A 15,753-nucleotide genomic window follows, 5' to 3' on the forward strand; every position below is an offset into this window, starting at 1 on the left:
TTCGGGTTTATTCCAGCGGCATTTCCTGATTGGGAATGTTTCGCGGCAAAATGACCCGAACCAGCAGACCGCCCTGGGGCAGGTTCAAGAGATCAATCATGCCGTGATGGAGATCAATGACTGATTTTGCGATGCTCAGTCCCAGGCCGCTGCCGCCGGTTTGGCGGTTCCTGGATTTTTCCAACCGGTAAAACGGTTTGAAAACATTGGAAAATTCCTCGTCAGGAATCCCAGGACCTTTATCGGTGATTTCAACGATGATTTCGGTGGGCTTCACCTGCATTTCCACGCGCGCCTGGCCGCCGAATTTCACCGCATTGCCGATTAAATTATCAAAGACCCGCCCCAGGGCTACTGGCTGTCCGGAGATATAGCCGGTCAGGACGTCCTTTAATTCAACTTCTCGGGTGAAGCCACCAAAGACCGTGCCCATGGTGGTGACCGTCATGAATTGCGGTTCCAGAAAACTGACCGGTGCACCGGTATCGGCATAATCATCGCATATGCTTTGCACAAGGGACGGAAAATCCAGCCGCTCCATTGGTTCCTGAATGATCGACCCTTTCAGGAAATCAATAGCGTCCCGGATCATGCCGAGCATGGACTCCAGATCAGCCAGTATTTTTGCGCGCAATTCATCATCTTCGATATAGTCGGCGCGCAGCTGGATTCGGGTTGCTGGCGTGCGCAAATCATGGGAAATAGCAGCCAGCATGCGGGTGCGTTCCTCAAGCATTTCCTGACGGGTTTCACGTTCATTCTGGATAGTCTTGAGGGTTGAGCGCGCTTCCCGTGTCCAGAACCAGTCAGTTGCGGGCAGGGCGGTATCATCGCCGGGCGGCAAGGTTGCGATGGCCCGGTAAGGGTGGGCAAGGGCGCGGGCCAGGATCAGGAACGTGCAGCCGCACAGCGTGACAATGATCAAAATAGCCAGAAACCAGATGGTTTCACTGGTTCTGTCGGCCCAATAACGTCGGCTTTCAAAACGTAACAAAGAACCATCTCTCAGGCGTAAATAGACCGCGGCCTGTCGATCATGTTTTGCCAGACCGACCGCGATATCGGTCATGAGGGTCTCCAGACTGGCAAAAGTCGTTGTTCCGGCAAACAGGCTTTCACGCAAGGTACCCCGTTCGAGGAGGAGGGTGATTTCAGGAAAGCGTTTGCCGGCGCCAGGCAGCTTCTTCACCGATAGTTGTGCGTTTCGTAACGGTACGGAGCCGGCCAGGCTGAAGGATAAATCCTCTGGATCCAGCTCGGCTTCTGCATGAATGCTCTGGCCTGCATCCAGACGCCGGAAAATGGCGGCCATTGTGGTTCCGAGCCTTGCGGCTTCGGCCACTTCTACTCTGCGTTCCAGGATTTGGAGCATTCCCCATGAAACAGCGGTGACAGCAATCGCCCCGCAAATCATGCCGCAGAAAACCATTCTGCGCGCCAGGCTTTTGGGAACAATCATGTCCACGACTGTGGCCAACCAATTCTGCAAAGCTTCAGCGTCCCTTTACTATCAGCGTTTAACCCGGTTCGAGCTAACGGAGACTTTTTGAGTGAAGATATAGCCTTGCCCGCGCACGGTCTTGATCGGTTGTTCGGACTGTTTTTCCTGGCTTAGTTTTTTGCGCAACCGGCTTACCTGGATATCGATGCTGCGGTCAAAGGCGGCAGGTTCCTGGCCTCTGGTGATATTAACCAGGTCTTCGCGGCTTAGAATGGTTTGTGGTTTTTCCAAAAAGGAGACCAGTAGGGAAAACTCGCCGCTGGAAAGGGGAATGACCAGTTTTGTCGGGGATCTAAGTTCCCGTTTGCCCTCATCCAGCCGCCAGCCGGAAAACTGAAACACTCGGTTTTGCGCAATATGCGGATCACCGCTTTGATCATCCTGGTTCCCTAGGCGGCGGAAGACCGCTTTTATCCGGGCGAGCAACTCTCTGGGGTTGAAAGGTTTCTCCATATAGTCATCCGCACCCATCTCAAGGCCGATGATCCGGTCGGTTTCGCCGGTGACCGCGGTCAGCATGATGATCGGGATGTCGGATTTGTCACGAATCTCACGGCAAAGGCTCAAGCCATCTTCGCCCGGTAGCATGAGATCGAGAATGACCAGATCAATGGACCAGCGGGCCATCTCCTCGCGCATCTGCTTGCCTGATTCCGCCTTGGAAACCCGGTAACCGCGCGTTGAGAAAAAGTCGAAAAGAAGATCGCGGATGTCACAATCATCATCAACAATCAGGAGATGTTTTACCGTGCTCATTATGGTGTCTCAATTTAACTGTAACATTTCGCAATTGCGGTAAGGTTATGTAAATAAACATATCTAACGGGAGTTTTTATCACTTTATTGCAAGGTCGCCCGGTTGAAAAAATCTGTTACCCTATTCCAATCGCACGGCCACACTCCATCCGATTAAATAGCGGTGCATAACAAACAGGAAAGCAACCCCCTGTAGGCCAATAACAATAACAAATAGGGGCGAGCCTATCCGTTTTGTCAACGTGACGTTAGGGAGATGTCTGATGAGTTCTTTCAAGAGAAATTCCACACTCAAGGCCTTGTTGCTGGGTGGGGTGGTCCTGGGCTGTGCCTCTGCGGCGCAGGCTCAGCCGACAGCAGAAGTATTGCATTACTGGACCTCCGGCGGTGAGGCCAAGGCGGTCAAGGCACTGAAGGAAGATTTTGAAGCCAATGGCGGCAAATGGGTCGACGCGCCGGTTGCCGGTGGCGGCGGTGATGCCCAGAATGCCGTGCTGCGGTCCCGTGTGTTGTCTGGCGATGCGCCGGCGGCTGTGCAGATCAAAGGCCCGAACATCCGCAACTGGGCCGAGGCCGGCGCGCTGGCCGATCTTGACGCGATCGGCAAAGAGGAAGGATGGGATGACATTCTGCCGCCGCTTTTGCAGGACATCGTGAAGTTTGACGGCCATTATGTGGCGGTACCGGTTAACATTCACCGGGTGGACTGGATCTGGGCAAACCCGGAAGTATTGGCCAAGGTCGGTGCCGATGTTCCGACCACCTGGGCAGAGTTTAATGAAACCGCTGAGAAGCTGAAAGCGGCGGGGATCACCCCGTTGGCCCATGGTGGACAGCCCTGGCAGGACGCCACCATCTTTGAAACCGTTGTTCTAGGTATCGGCGGTGCGGATTTCTTTAACAAAGCCTTTGTTGACCGGGATCTGGACACCTTACGCTCCGACACCATGAAAAAGGTGTTTGACCAGATGCGTATCATCCGCGGTTTCGTGGATGACGACTTCTCCGGCCGAGACTGGAACCTGGCCACCGCCATGGTTATGAATGGCAAAGCGGGTATGCAGATTATGGGCGACTGGGCCAAGGGTGAGTTCCTGGCAGCCGGCAAAAAACCCGGTGTGGATTTCGTTTGTGCTCCGACTCCCTCCGAAGGCGGCTATATCCTGAACTCCGACAGTTTCGCGATGTTTGACGTTAAGGGCGATGACAACAAATCCGGTCAGGCCCTGCTGGCAAAGCTGATCCTGGGTGAGAAGTTCCAGGAGACCTTTAATGTTTATAAAGGGTCCATCCCGGCGCGGATGGGGGTTGCCAAGGCGAAGTTCGATGATTGTGCGATCAAATCCATGAATGATCTTGAAGCAGCTTCTTCCAAAGGGACCTTGGTCGGGTCCGCTGCTCATGAAATTTCAACGGCTGGCGCGGTGCGCGGCGCGATCATGGATGTCGTGACGGAGCATTTCAATTCCGACATGTCTTCCGACGATGCCGTCAACAAGCTTGCTGAAGCGATCGAACTGGCTCTCTAACTCGATCCACTGGCCCGGAGGTGTTTTGTCACCTCCGGGTTTTTTCAGCATGAGACCCACTCTGTCATCGAGCATGGTACGGTTATTATGGATACCAACAATCAGAATGCGGTGAAGGGCGTTGGCGACTGGTTCCGCTGGCACCTGTCCAAGTTTGTAGTGGCGCCGTCATTCCTTATGATTTTGTTTTTTGTTTACGGCTTCATCCTGTGGACGGGCTATATGTCCTTCACGAAATCCAAGATGCTGCCGATCTATAATTTTGAAGGCATTCTTCAATATGTGAAACTTTGGAAACAGCCGACCTGGCTGGCATCCTTTGAAAACCTTTTTGTTTTTGGTTCATTGTTCATTGCGGTCGCGATTGCATTCGGCTGCATCCTGGCGATCTTCCTGGATCAGAAAATCCGGGGTGAGGGGGCCCTGCGGACCATCTATCTCTATCCAATGGCTATTTCTTTCATTGTGACGGGGACGGCCTGGAAATGGATTTTGAATCCAGGCTCCGGCATTGAAAAACTGGTCCAGAGTTTTGGTTTTGAGAATTTTGAATTTGATTGGCTCGTCGATCCCGATTATGCGGTCTACACCTTGGTCATTGCCGCCGTCTGGCAGGCATCCGGTTTTGTTATGGCGCTGTTTCTGGCCGCGCTGCGCGGGGTGGATGGTGAGATCATCAAAGCGGCTCAGCTCGATGGCGCCTCAATCTCACGCATCTATATGGTGATCATTCTGCCGACCCTGCGACCGGTTTTCCTTAGCTCGTTTGTGATCCTGACCCATATGGCGATCAAGAGCTTTGACCTTGTGGTGGCGCTCACCGGTGGCGGACCGGGCAATGCCTCCTGGCTGCCGGCTAATTTCATGTTTGAGATGACTTTCCGGCGTAACCAGATCGGCCAGGGGGCGGCCAGTGCGATGATCATGCTGGCGACCGTTCTGGCCATTATTGTGCCGTATCTCTATTCCGAATTGCGGGAGAAGAAACATGGCTGATTCCATCGCTTTCACCTCTGACCGCACCTTGTGGCACCGGATTGGCCGGATCGGCATCTACACGTTGCTCGCGGTCTTCGCCTTCTACTATATTATGCCGCTGATCGTGATTGTCTCGACCTCTATGAAGGATCTGGACGAAATCAGGACCGGGCATCTTCTGTCCCTGCCGGCCCAGATCAATCTTGACGCTTGGACCTTTGCCTGGAGCGAGGCCTGTATTGGGGTGACCTGTACGGGCTTGAAACCCTATTTCTGGAACTCCCTTGCCATGGCAGTGCCAGCGGTTTTGATCTCCATCATGTTAGGGGCGATCACCGGATATGCGCTGACCAAATTCCGGTTTCGCGGAGCCAATGTCATTTTCGCCATGATCCTGTTCGGCTGCTTTATCCCGTTTCAGGTGATCCTGCTGCCGATGGCAACTTCGCTCGGCTATCTGGGGGTGGCTAACACCATACCGGGGCTGGTTCTGGTCCATGTGGTTTACGGGCTTCCCTTTACCACGCTGTTCTTCCGGAATTATTATGTAAATATCCCGGATGACCTGGTGAAGGCGGCGACCATTGACGGTGCCGGGTTTTTCACCATCTTCTGGAAGATCATGCTGCCGCTGTCACTGCCGATCATCGTCGTGACCATCATCTGGCAGTTCACCCAGATCTGGAATGACTTCCTCTTTGGCGCAAGCTTTACCAGCGGCGGAAACCAGCCGGTAACGGTCGCGCTCAACAATCTCGTCAACACCACCACCGGCGTCAAACGCTACAATGTGGACATGGCGGCTGCCCTGATGACAGCGGCGCCGACCCTGTTGGTCTACATCTTCGCCGGTCGTTATTTCGTAAGGGGCCTGACCGCCGGCGCGGTCAAGGGCTGATCGACAGGAGAATAATCAATGGCTTCCCTGAATATTCGCAACGTCAAAAAAGCCTTCGGGCCCATGGAGGTTCTGAAAGGTATCGATCTGGACCTGGACGATGGTGAATTCCTGGTGCTTCTGGGGCCGAGCGGTTGCGGTAAATCGACTCTGCTCAATATGATCGCGGGTCTTGATTCCATTACCAGTGGCGAGATCACCATCGATGAACGGGTGCTTAACAATGTGCATCCCAAGGATCGCGATATCGCCATGGTATTCCAATCCTATGCGCTTTATCCGAACATGACGGTCGGTAGGAATATCGGTTTTGGCCTGGAAATGCGCAAAGTCGCCAAGGCTGAGCGCGACCAGAAGGTACAGGATGCGGCAAGAATGCTGCAGATCGATCATCTTCTGGACCGGAAACCAGCGCAATTGTCCGGTGGCCAACGCCAGCGCGTGGCCATGGGCCGTGCCCTGGTGCGGGACCCAAAGATTTTCCTGTTTGATGAGCCGCTTTCCAACCTGGATGCAAAATTAAGGGTGGAGATGCGCACAGAAATCAAGAAGCTGCATCAGCGTTTGGGCACAACCATGGTTTATGTGACCCATGACCAGATCGAGGCCATGACCCTGGCCAGTCGGATTGCGATCATGAAAGACGGCATTGTGCAGCAATTCGCCCCACCGCAGGAGGTTTATGAGAAACCGGCCAATATGTATGTGGCGGGGTTTGTCGGCGCACCGGCGATGAATTTTATCCCGGCCACATTGGTGGCGGAGAACGGCAAGCTGGGGGTCAGCATGCAGCGTACCGCCAAGGGGAACCGCAGCGATGTTTTCCTGGCGCTGAATGATGAGCGCAAGGAACTGGCTGATTGGGTCGGGCGCGAACTGGTGCTGGGCATCCGGCCGGAATCGGTTACCCATAAATCCGAGGCCGAATTGAACGGCACACGCAATCTCCAGCATTTTGATTGCCAGGTTGATGTCCTGGAACCGACCGGTGCAGATACACTGACCTACATTGAACTGGGTGGCCGGGAAGTGATTGCCCGTGTGAACCCGCACAATACCAGCAATCCGGGTGAGACCATGGATTTCATGGTCGACATGGATAAAGCCAGCCTTTTTGATCCGAAAACAGAACAGAGGATTTAAGGGGACAGGTGATGGAGCGGGCGGAAGATCTCGGGCTTGAACATATCTGGAGCGGTAATGACCTTTTAGGCGAGGGGCCGCTCTGGGACCACCGTGCCGGTGTCTTATACTGGGTCGATATCGAGAAATCCCTGATCCACCGGTTTGATCCGGTCAGCGGCGACGTCGATAGCCTGGAGACGCCTTCTATGGTTGGGTCGGTCGCGCTGTTGGGGGAATACCGCCTGCTGGCTGCTATCGGTCGTGGTTTCTATTCTGTTGAATTTGCAAAAGGCACGTGCGAACTGCTGCCTGATGGTGAGGTTGAGGCTGTCGGCTGTCTGATGAATGACGGCAAGGTGGATCGCCATGGGCGTTTCCTGGCCGGTGCCAAGGATCTGTCGGAAGACAGTCCTGTCGCATCGGTCTGGCGGTATGATGGCCAGGCAATCAAGCCGGTGATGGAGGGATTCACAGTCTTTAACGGTCCGGCTTTCTCGCCGGATGGAAAGACTATCTATTTCACCGATTCCCCGGGCCAGGTGATTTTCCGTGCGGATTACGATCCACAGTCCGGCTGCATTTCGGCGCGGGAGGAATTTGCCCGGCTGGGAGAGGGGGATGGTTATCCCGATGGCATGACCGTCGATGCCGAAGGCTGTCTTTGGAATGCCCATTGGGATGGCTGGCGGATTACGCGGTATCGGCCGGATGGTGCAATTGACCGGGTGATCAGTATGCCAGTCAAGCGCGCGACCTCGCTCTGTTTTGGTGGCGTGGATCTCAAAACGCTTTTTGTGACTTCTGCCTGCACACGGTTCACTGAGGACGAGCTTGCGGAAAACCCTGCAGCGGGAACGCTGTTTGCTCTGAAACCCGGCGTTGTTGGCCTACCTGAAGCGACAGTGAAAGAATAGAAAATATGTTGTTGAAAAATAAAAATATTCTTGTAACAGGATCAACTGCAGGCATTGGCTTCGGGATTGTGAAGCAGGCTTTGTCAGAGGGCGCCAATGTCATGGTGCATGGCCAAAACCCGGACAAGCTGAAAGAGGCCCGGCATCAGTTGGAGGTTGAGGGTTTTGGTGAACAAGTCGCAGTCCATGGATGCGATTTAACCAAACCGGAAGCGGCGGAAGAACTGGTGGAGGCCTGCGTTACCGAACTGGGGTCCCTGGATGGTCTTGTTAATAATGCGGGCGTCTTTCCGCGCAATGATGTTGAAACGGTGACAGCCGAGGATTTTGACTGGATTGTCGCGGTCAATATGCGCGCGCCTATGTTGCTGGCCCAGGCGGCGGTGCGCCACTGGCGCACGCGGTCTTATCCGGGCACCATTGTGAATATCGGTTCGATCAATGCTCATTGCGGCCAGCCCAACCTTTTGGCCTATTCCATGTCCAAAGGCGGATTGCAGACCATGACCCGCAATCTGGGCGATGCCTTGGGACCGGAAAAAATTCGGGTTAACCAGTTAAATGTCGGCTGGACCTATACGGAGATGGAGCATCAGACACAATTGTCGGAAGGCCGCCCGGAAGACTGGCTCTCGCAGGTGCCATCCGCCTTTGCGCCCTCGGGCACATTGCTGGTGCCGGAGAATATCGCCAATCACGTGGTATTCTGGCTGTCTGAACGCTCAGCTCCGGTTAATGGCAGCGTCTACGAAGTCGAGCAGTATCCGTTGATCGGCCGTAACAAGATTGCGGAATCCTGAAATTTAGAAGGCCCCAGGGTCAGGTGACATCATGAGCAAAAATCCATCAGATCCGTTGAAACTGCGCAGCCAGGCCTGGTTCGACGATAGTGAAAATCCGGGTATGACCGCGCTTTATATCGAGCGCTATTTCAACTATGGCCTGACCCGCGAGGAGTTACAGTCCGGCAAACCGATCATCGGCATTGCCCAGACCGGCTCGGATCTCACCCCATGCAATCGCCATCACAAAGACCTGGCCAGCCGAGTGAAAGACGGTATTCGGGAAGCAGGCGGTATTCCTTTTGAATTCCCGGTCCATCCAATCCAGGAGACGGGCCGCCGTCCGACAGGCGCACTGGATCGAAACCTGGCCTATCTGGGGCTGGTGGAAGTTCTTCATGGTTATCCCATAGACGGCGTGGTCCTGACCACAGGCTGTGACAAGACCACACCGGCCTGCCTGATGGCGGCGGCAACCACCAATTTGCCGTCGATTGTGCTTTCCGGTGGCCCTATGCTGGATGGCTATCATAAGGGCAGGGTGGTCGGGTCCGGCTCGGTCATCTGGGAAGCCCGCGAATTGCTGGCCGCTGGTGAGATTGACTATGATGAATTCATGGAAATGGCTGCGGCATCGGCCCCGTCGGTCGGTCATTGCAACACCATGGGGACGGCGCTTTCCATGAATGCCCTGGCGGAAGGCTTGGGCATGTCATTGCCGGGCAATGCTTCCATTCCGGCCCCTTATCGGGAGCGGGGTCAGATGGCCTATGCCACCGGAAAGCGCATTGTCGGGATGGTCCGGGATCAGATGAAACCCTCTGATATCATGACCAGGGAGGCCTTTGAAAATGCCATCAAACTGGCCTCCGCGCTGGGCGCTTCAACCAACTGTCCACCGCATCTTATCGCCATTGCCCGCCATATGGGCATCGAAGTGACAATGGAAGACTGGCAAGAACAAGGCCAGGACATTCCGCTCATAGTCAATTGCCAGCCCACGGGACGATATCTCGGTGAAGGGTTCCATAGGGCGGGCGGTGTGCCTGCCGTGATGGCGGAGCTGATCAAGGCGGGGAAGCTGAACGAAAAGGCGCTCACGGTCAACGGACAGACCATGGGGGAAAACTGCCACGCGCGGTTCACCGGCGAGCCGGATGTTATTTTCCCGTTGGAAAAGCCCGTGAAGGATCAGGCGAGTTTCCTGATCATGTCGGGCAATCTATTTGATTCGGCGGTTCTGAAAACCTCCGCCATTGATGCGGCCTTTTCGAAACGTTTCCTGGAACATCCCGATCATCCCAATGAATTCACCGGCAGGGCGGTCGTGTTTGAAGGGCCGGAGGATTATCACGACCGGATCAATGACCCGGAACTGGGAATCGATGAAGAAACCATTTTGATGATCCGCAATTGCGGGCCGGTGGGATATCCGGGATCCGCTGAGGTGGTTAACATGCTGCCGCCCGATGCATTGGTGCGCCGTGGGGTTTCGGCCCTGATGTGCATCGGAGACGGCCGTCAGAGCGGCACGTCAGCCTCGCCATCCTTCCTGAATGCATCGCCAGAGGCGGCGGTTGGTGGCGGATTGGCTTTTGTTCAAACCGGGGATTGCATCCATGTGGATCTGAATAGCCGACAGGTGGATTTGTTGATCTCCGACGAGGAGTTTGCCGCGCGACGGCAGGCCTATGAGGAACCAAATCTGGAAAGCCAAACACCATGGCAGGAAATTTACCGCTCCATGGTTGGCCAATTGGATAAGGGGGCCTGCCTGGAGCCGGCAACATTCTATTTGCGGGTGATTGACCAGTCCCGCGTGCCGCGCCATTCGCATTGATAGAGGGTTGTAGATGAAAATCGGCATCATCGGCGAATGCATGGTGGAACTGTCCGACGGACCGGACGGCTCCCTCAACAAAGCGTTCAGCGGAGACACATTCAATACGGCTGTCTATCTTGCCAGATGTGACCGTGATCGCGAATTTTCAATCGACTATGTGACGGCGCTGGGTGATGACCTGCTCAGTTCTGAGATGATAAAGTTGATGGCGCGGGAAAATGTCGGATCGGGTCTGATTCACCGGTTCGTGGGTGACGTGCCGGGGCTATATATGATCCATCTGGATGATCAGGGAGAGCGGAGCTTTTCCTATTGGCGCAGTCAGGCGCCGGCCCGCAAGCTGTTCGAGCGACCGGATTTGGATCAACTGCTTGCCAATTTAATGGAAAAGGACTGGCTTTATCTGTCCGGTATTTCTGTTGCCATCTTGCCCGTTGCCGGACGTGAGATGTTGAAATCTACCCTGTCCGATTTCCGGCACAGGGGCGGTAAAGTTTGTTTTGATATCAACTATCGACCCCGGCTGTGGAAGGATAAAGGTGAGGCCGCTCGTGAAATCGCAGCATTTTATCGCCATTGTGATATGGCTCTACCGTCTTTTGACGATGAGTCGTCTCTCTTTGGCTCTGCTCGTCCGGCGGATGTGATCGACCGCTTGGCGGGGTTGGGCTGTTGCGAAGTGGTGGTCAAGAATGGGGCCGGTGCCTGTGTGGTTTATACTGGCGAGGAAACCCGTGAGGTCGAAGTTCCGACAGTTGGCAAGGTGGTGGACAGCACGGCCGCAGGGGACAGCTTTAACGCGGGCTATCTCTATGCCCGCTTCAAAAATATGGAGATTGTCCAAGCTGTTGAGGCCGGCCAGCAAATCGCCCGCCAAGTGATTTCAGCCAAAGGGGCAATCGTGCCCATTGATCCGACCATTATTTGTTGACGGGAATGAACGATATGACTGAGGCCAATGTATCCGGCAAAGCTCAGGATGACATGCGCAAGATCCTCTCACTTTGCCCCATCATGCCCGTGGTCTCCATAAACAGCGTGGAACATGCGGTGCCGCTGGCGCATGCCCTGCTGGCCGGTGGTGCCCGCAGCATCGAGGTGACCTTACGGACAAGCTGTGCCCTGGCGGCCATTGAAGAAATTGCAGATAAGGTGCCGGATATCCTGGTGGGGGCAGGGACGGTATTGACTGCTGCTGACTTTGGCAGGGTGATGGATGCCGGTGCCGCCTTTGCTATCAGTCCCGGTCATACAGGCCAACTGATCAAAAAAGCCATGGAAAGTGAATTTCCCTATCTGCCGGCAGCCTCGACCGCCTCGGAAATTATGAGTTTGCGGGACCGGGGGTTTCATAATTTGAAATTGTTTCCGGCCGGTGTGGTCGGCGGGGTATCCATGCTGAAAGCCATTGGCGCACCTATTTCCGATATCCAGTTTTGCCCGACGGGCGGGGTCAACAAAGACAATGCAAAATCCTATCTGGATCTTGCCAATGTGATTTGTGTTGGTGGCAGCTGGGTTGCGCCGAATAGTGCGATGGATGCCGGTGAGTGGGGGGCGATCGAGGCTTTGATGGCAGATGGCTTGCAGGCTGTTTCCTGATACTGCATTCCACCGGCCCTGATAGACTGTGAATTCCGACCCTCCGTCTTATTGGGGGGTGGCCAGGCGCGGCATTTTCCCGTATAAGCGCGCCAAACGATCAGCTGTGGTCGGCGTGAGGCCGCCCCCTGGAACTATCAGCCAGACCTACATTTGTGTGAATTCCGCTTTGCAGTGAGACACCGTTGTGTTGGGCAAAGGAGGACGTTTTGTCGTTCGTTAGTCGTTATAAAACAGAAATTCTTTGTGGCCTGACCGTCGCCCTGGCCCTGGTGCCCGAAGCGGTTGCATTTGCCTTTGTCGCCCATGTCCACCCATTGGTGGGCCTCTATGCGGCATTTATCGTTGGTTTGATCACCGCCTTGATAGGCGGGCGTCCAGGCATGATTTCCGGCGCAACCGGTGCGCTGGCCGTGGTCATGGTCAGTTTGGTGGTTACGCATGGCGTTGAATATCTGTTTGCCGCTGTTGTTTTAATGGGGATCATCCAGATTGCGGCGGGCGCGCTGCATCTTGGTAAATTCATCCGGCTGGTGCCGCATCCGGTGATGCTGGGCTTTGTGAACGGTCTGGCCATTGTGATCTTCCTGGCGCAGTTGGGTCAGTTCAAAGTACCCAATGATGAGGGTGTGAAGGTCTGGATGCAGGGCATGCAGCTCTACACCATGCTGGGTCTGGTGGGGCTGACCATGTTGATTATTTTCGGCATGTCCAAAGTAACCAAAGCGGTTCCAGCACCGCTGGTCGGCATCGCCGCAGTTACTGGGTTGGTGATCGCCTTTGATCTTGATGTCCCGCGTGTTGGAGATTTGGCCCAGATCATGGGTGGTTTGCCGCAGTTTTCTATTCCCGACGTTGATTTGAACCTGAAAACGCTGGAAATCATCCTACCCTATTCCATCATCCTGGCGGCAATCGGCCTGATTGAATCCCTGTTGACCCTGAACCTGGTGGCCGAAATCACCGACACCAAGGGCGGTGCCAGTAAGGAATGTTTTGCGCAAGGCGTTGCCAATACGGTGACCGGTTTCTTCGGCGGCATGGGCGGCTGTGCCATGATCGGCCAGAGCATGATCAATGTCAGCTCCGGCGGGCGCACAAGGCTTTCAGGGATCTCTGCGGCATTGTTCCTGCTGTCCTTCATTCTGTTTGCGGCCCCCTGGATCGAGGTTATCCCGCTGGCGGCCTTGGTCGGTGTGATGTTCATGGTGGTGATCGGCACATTTGCCTGGTCCAGTTTCCGGATCATTCACAAGATTCCGTTGACCGATGCATTCGTGTTGGTGCTGGTATCCGGTGTGACCGTTTATAGTGATCTTGCCGTTGCTGTGGTGGTTGGGGTGATTGTCTCTGCATTGGTTTATGCCTGGAAAAGTTCCCAACGGATTTTTGCCCGAGAGGAAATCGATGCCAACGGCTCCAAGATCTATCATCTGTCCGGCCCGCTCTTTTTTGGTTCGATCAGCAGCTTTAATGAGCTGTTTGACCCGAAACAGGATCCCGATGATGTGGTCATTGATTTCCTTGAATCTCGGGTCTGGGATCATTCCGGGCTGCAGGCCATTGATGCACTGGCGGATAAGTATGAATCGGCCGGTAAAAAACTGCATATCCGTCATTTGAGTGAGGATTGTAAGGTTCTGCTGAAAAAAGCGGGCAAGCTTGTTGAAGTATCGGTGATTGAAGATCCCGAATATGGCGTTGCCGTTGATTATAGCGAGGAAATGCGCGCTGCGGCGAAACAATCCTGACGGATTGCAAAATGAAGAAAATCGAACCCCGGACCCATTGTGGGCCGGGGTTCTTTTTTGGTGGCCGTTGAAAAGGCGATGATCCTTGAAGGGGCCGTGGGGCAATGGTAATAACCTCTTCGGATTACGGGAAAGGTACGTCTATCAATGGTTTCATTGCCCAAACATATTCTTGTCACCGGCGGGGCCGGTTTTCTTGGCACCCATCTGTGTGAGAGGCTTCTCGACCAGGGGCATGAAGTCATCTGCCTGGATAATTTTTATACCGGTAGCCGACGGAATATCCATCATCTGGAATCCCATCCGCGTTTTGAAGTGATGCGCCATGATGTGACCTTCCCGGTTTATGTGGAAGTGGACGAGATCTTCAATCTTGCATGCCCCGCATCACCAGTGCATTACCAGCGCCACCCGGTGCAAACGGTGAAGACTTCTGTCCATGGCGCGATCAATGTGCTGGGTCTGGCAAAGCGGGTTGGCGCGAAAATCTTCCAGGCTTCGACCAGTGAGATTTACGGTGATCCGGAAGTGCATCCTCAGCAGGAGGATTACTGGGGCAATACCAACCCGATTGGGCTACGTTCCTGCTATGACGAAGGCAAGCGTTGCGCCGAAACGCTGTTCTTTGACTATCATCGCCAATATGGATTGGATATTCGGGTTGCTCGGATTTTCAACACTTTTGGACCGCGCATGCATCCGCATGATGGCCGGGTTGTCTCCAACTTCATCCTCCAGGCTCTGCGCAATGAGCCTATCACCATTTATGGTGATGGGGAGCAGACCCGTTCATTCTGTTATGTGGATGATTTGGTTGAAGGTTTTCTGCGTTTAATGGCCTGTGATGAGGCCAATGGTCAGCCGGTCAACCTGGGCAATCCCGTTGAGATTACCATCCGGGAAATGGCTGAGACCGTGATTGAACAGACCGGCAGCAGCTCTGAGCTTTCCTTTAAGCCCTTGCCATCAGATGATCCGGTGCGCCGCCGCCCTGATATCACCAGGGCGCAGAATCTGCTGGACTGGCAGCCGCAGACCACCTGGGAAGACGGTTTGGCAAAGACCATTTCCTATTTTGATGCCATGTTGAAAGACGGATGGTGGGGAATGGTGGAAAATCAATGACCCGCTGCGTCAGTTTTGTAACCACACTTTATAACAAGGCGGTTTTCCTGCCGTTTGTCCTGGCGGGTCTGAAGGCACAGACCGGACCGTTTGAGCGGGAGTTTGTCTTTGTTGATGATGGCTCGACTGATAACACGGTCGCGTTGCTGAAAGAACTGACGGAAGACTGGACCGATCCCGTCACGATCGTGGAGCAGGAAAACCAAGGGCCATCCATGGCCTCAAACAATGGATTTGCAGTTGCGACCGGCGATTTGATCAAGCCGGTGGATGGCGATGATATGCTTAATCCATGGTGCACTGCAGCCCTGTTGGAAGCTATGGAGCAATTCGGTACAGAGATTGCGCATGGATTGGTATCACCGGAGACTTTTGACCCGACGGGAAAAGAACCAGCAGAAGCGTTCCTGGAGCGTCAGGTGGATCCAGGGGGGGCACCGATTCTCTATAAAAACGCACTGGTTCGATCTCTGCAAAGATCAAGAACCAATCCAACATCCTGGTTGGCGACGGCGGATCTGGTTAAAAGGTCGGGGGGCTGCGACCCGGATATTTTTATCCAGGATTATTCCATTGAATTGCGCTTGATGCATTTAGCGGGAAAAGCTGCGTTTACTTCCAGAAATATCTTTGTACCACCGAAGGAAGCGCCGGAACGGCTATCCGGTAATGAAGCGCAGATCCTTCATGACCTGAACATGGCTTTGGCAAGCTTTCTGGACGAAAACCCGCTGCCATTGACGCAGAAATTCCTAGCCTATCGACGGGCGTTGCGCCGTTGCTGGGCCTGGGCACGACGCCAAAAAGGGCAAAAAACACCCTTTAGTAAAGTACATCGGGCTTATCTGAGGGTCTATTTTCCCTTTGGGATTTCTCCTGATCACATCCGTAAGGAAAGCACGGTTTTTCAGCAGGGGGCTCGTTTGCGTATCCCCGGTGCCAGATAGCG

General features: G+C 54.3%; 14 protein-coding genes. 12 read left to right on the forward strand and 2 right to left on the reverse strand.

What is annotated here, in order from left to right:
- Positions 1–7: 7 nt before the first annotated feature.
- Together DFP90_RS11295 and DFP90_RS11300 are read right to left on the reverse strand one after the other, a co-directional pair.
- The gene (locus tag DFP90_RS11295; RefSeq protein WP_115936600.1) at positions 8–1,489 is read right to left on the reverse strand and encodes a sensor histidine kinase; all 1,482 of its coding nucleotides are present in this window, start codon (positions 1,487–1,489) and stop codon (positions 8–10) included.
- Between the two features lie 21 nt (positions 1,490–1,510).
- On the reverse strand, positions 1,511–2,257 hold the full coding sequence (locus tag DFP90_RS11300) for a response regulator (protein ID WP_115936601.1): 747 nt from the start codon (positions 2,255–2,257) through the stop codon (positions 1,511–1,513).
- A 263-nt stretch (positions 2,258–2,520) separates the two neighbouring features.
- Here DFP90_RS11300 and DFP90_RS11305 point away from each other — a divergent pair, with 263 nt between their 5' ends.
- From DFP90_RS11305 to DFP90_RS11360, 12 genes are all read left to right on the forward strand, one after another.
- Complete coding sequence (locus DFP90_RS11305) at positions 2,521–3,786, forward strand: ABC transporter substrate-binding protein (RefSeq protein WP_115936602.1); 1,266 nt, start codon at positions 2,521–2,523, stop codon at positions 3,784–3,786.
- Positions 3,787–3,873: 87 nt separating this feature from the next.
- Entirely contained in the window at positions 3,874–4,782 is a 909-nt protein-coding gene (locus DFP90_RS11310) for a carbohydrate ABC transporter permease (protein ID WP_115936603.1), read from the forward strand.
- Positions 4,775–5,662, forward strand: coding sequence for a carbohydrate ABC transporter permease (locus tag DFP90_RS11315; RefSeq protein ID WP_115936604.1), 888 nt, complete (start codon positions 4,775–4,777; stop codon positions 5,660–5,662). Before DFP90_RS11310 ends, DFP90_RS11315 begins: the two co-directional genes overlap by 8 nt.
- Before the next feature lie 18 nt (positions 5,663–5,680).
- Entirely contained in the window at positions 5,681–6,805 is a 1,125-nt protein-coding gene (locus tag DFP90_RS11320; RefSeq protein ID WP_115936605.1) for an ABC transporter ATP-binding protein, read from the forward strand.
- 11 nt (positions 6,806–6,816) lie between these two features.
- Positions 6,817–7,701 (forward strand): SMP-30/gluconolactonase/LRE family protein, encoded by an 885-nt coding sequence (locus DFP90_RS11325; protein WP_115936606.1) that lies wholly within the window; start codon positions 6,817–6,819, stop codon positions 7,699–7,701.
- Positions 7,702–7,706: 5 nt separating this feature from the next.
- Positions 7,707–8,501 (forward strand): SDR family NAD(P)-dependent oxidoreductase, encoded by a 795-nt coding sequence (locus DFP90_RS11330; RefSeq protein WP_115936607.1) that lies wholly within the window; start codon positions 7,707–7,709, stop codon positions 8,499–8,501.
- 31 nt (positions 8,502–8,532) lie between these two features.
- Entirely contained in the window at positions 8,533–10,323 is a 1,791-nt protein-coding gene (locus DFP90_RS11335) for an IlvD/Edd family dehydratase (protein ID WP_115936608.1), read from the forward strand.
- Between the two features lie 13 nt (positions 10,324–10,336).
- Positions 10,337–11,257, forward strand: coding sequence for a sugar kinase (locus DFP90_RS11340; RefSeq protein WP_115936609.1), 921 nt, complete (start codon positions 10,337–10,339; stop codon positions 11,255–11,257).
- Positions 11,258–11,271: 14 nt separating this feature from the next.
- Complete coding sequence (eda, locus tag DFP90_RS11345; protein WP_115936610.1) at positions 11,272–11,928, forward strand: bifunctional 4-hydroxy-2-oxoglutarate aldolase/2-dehydro-3-deoxy-phosphogluconate aldolase; 657 nt, start codon at positions 11,272–11,274, stop codon at positions 11,926–11,928.
- 209 nt (positions 11,929–12,137) lie between these two features.
- Complete coding sequence (locus tag DFP90_RS11350) at positions 12,138–13,679, forward strand: SulP family inorganic anion transporter (RefSeq protein WP_245957042.1); 1,542 nt, start codon at positions 12,138–12,140, stop codon at positions 13,677–13,679.
- A gap of 147 nt (positions 13,680–13,826) precedes the next feature.
- A complete protein-coding gene (locus tag DFP90_RS11355; protein WP_115936611.1) occupies positions 13,827–14,804 on the forward strand; it encodes a UDP-glucuronic acid decarboxylase family protein in 978 nt (325 codons plus the stop codon).
- The gene (locus DFP90_RS11360; protein WP_181905310.1) at positions 14,801–15,751 is read left to right on the forward strand and encodes a glycosyltransferase family 2 protein; all 951 of its coding nucleotides are present in this window, start codon (positions 14,801–14,803) and stop codon (positions 15,749–15,751) included. The genes DFP90_RS11355 and DFP90_RS11360 overlap by 4 nt, the downstream gene beginning before the upstream one ends.
- Positions 15,752–15,753: the final 2 nt, after the last annotated feature.

The sequence above is a fragment of the Aestuariispira insulae genome, from assembly GCF_003385955.1.
GTDB lineage: Bacteria > Pseudomonadota > Alphaproteobacteria > UBA8366 > Aestuariispiraceae > Aestuariispira > Aestuariispira insulae.

Excerpts from the sequence above, each read along its gene's own strand:
- DFP90_RS11360 (WP_181905310.1), top strand. The coding sequence starts at position 14,801 with ATGACCCGCTGCGTCAGTTTTGTAACCACACTTTATAACAAGGCGGTT.
- DFP90_RS11325 (WP_115936606.1), top strand. The coding sequence starts at position 6,817 with ATGGAGCGGGCGGAAGATCTCGGGCTTGAACATATCTGGAGCGGTAAT.
- DFP90_RS11330 (WP_115936607.1), top strand. The coding sequence starts at position 7,707 with ATGTTGTTGAAAAATAAAAATATTCTTGTAACAGGATCAACTGCAGGC.
- DFP90_RS11305 (WP_115936602.1), top strand. The coding sequence starts at position 2,521 with ATGAGTTCTTTCAAGAGAAATTCCACACTCAAGGCCTTGTTGCTGGGT.
- DFP90_RS11320 (WP_115936605.1), top strand. The coding sequence starts at position 5,681 with ATGGCTTCCCTGAATATTCGCAACGTCAAAAAAGCCTTCGGGCCCATG.
- DFP90_RS11335 (WP_115936608.1), top strand. The coding sequence starts at position 8,533 with ATGAGCAAAAATCCATCAGATCCGTTGAAACTGCGCAGCCAGGCCTGG.
- DFP90_RS11310 (WP_115936603.1), top strand. The coding sequence starts at position 3,874 with ATGGATACCAACAATCAGAATGCGGTGAAGGGCGTTGGCGACTGGTTC.
- DFP90_RS11300 (WP_115936601.1), bottom strand. The coding sequence starts at position 2,257 with ATGAGCACGGTAAAACATCTCCTGATTGTTGATGATGATTGTGACATC.
- DFP90_RS11340 (WP_115936609.1), top strand. The coding sequence starts at position 10,337 with ATGAAAATCGGCATCATCGGCGAATGCATGGTGGAACTGTCCGACGGA.
- eda (WP_115936610.1), top strand. The coding sequence starts at position 11,272 with ATGACTGAGGCCAATGTATCCGGCAAAGCTCAGGATGACATGCGCAAG.
- DFP90_RS11355 (WP_115936611.1), top strand. The coding sequence starts at position 13,827 with ATGGTTTCATTGCCCAAACATATTCTTGTCACCGGCGGGGCCGGTTTT.
- DFP90_RS11315 (WP_115936604.1), top strand. The coding sequence starts at position 4,775 with ATGGCTGATTCCATCGCTTTCACCTCTGACCGCACCTTGTGGCACCGG.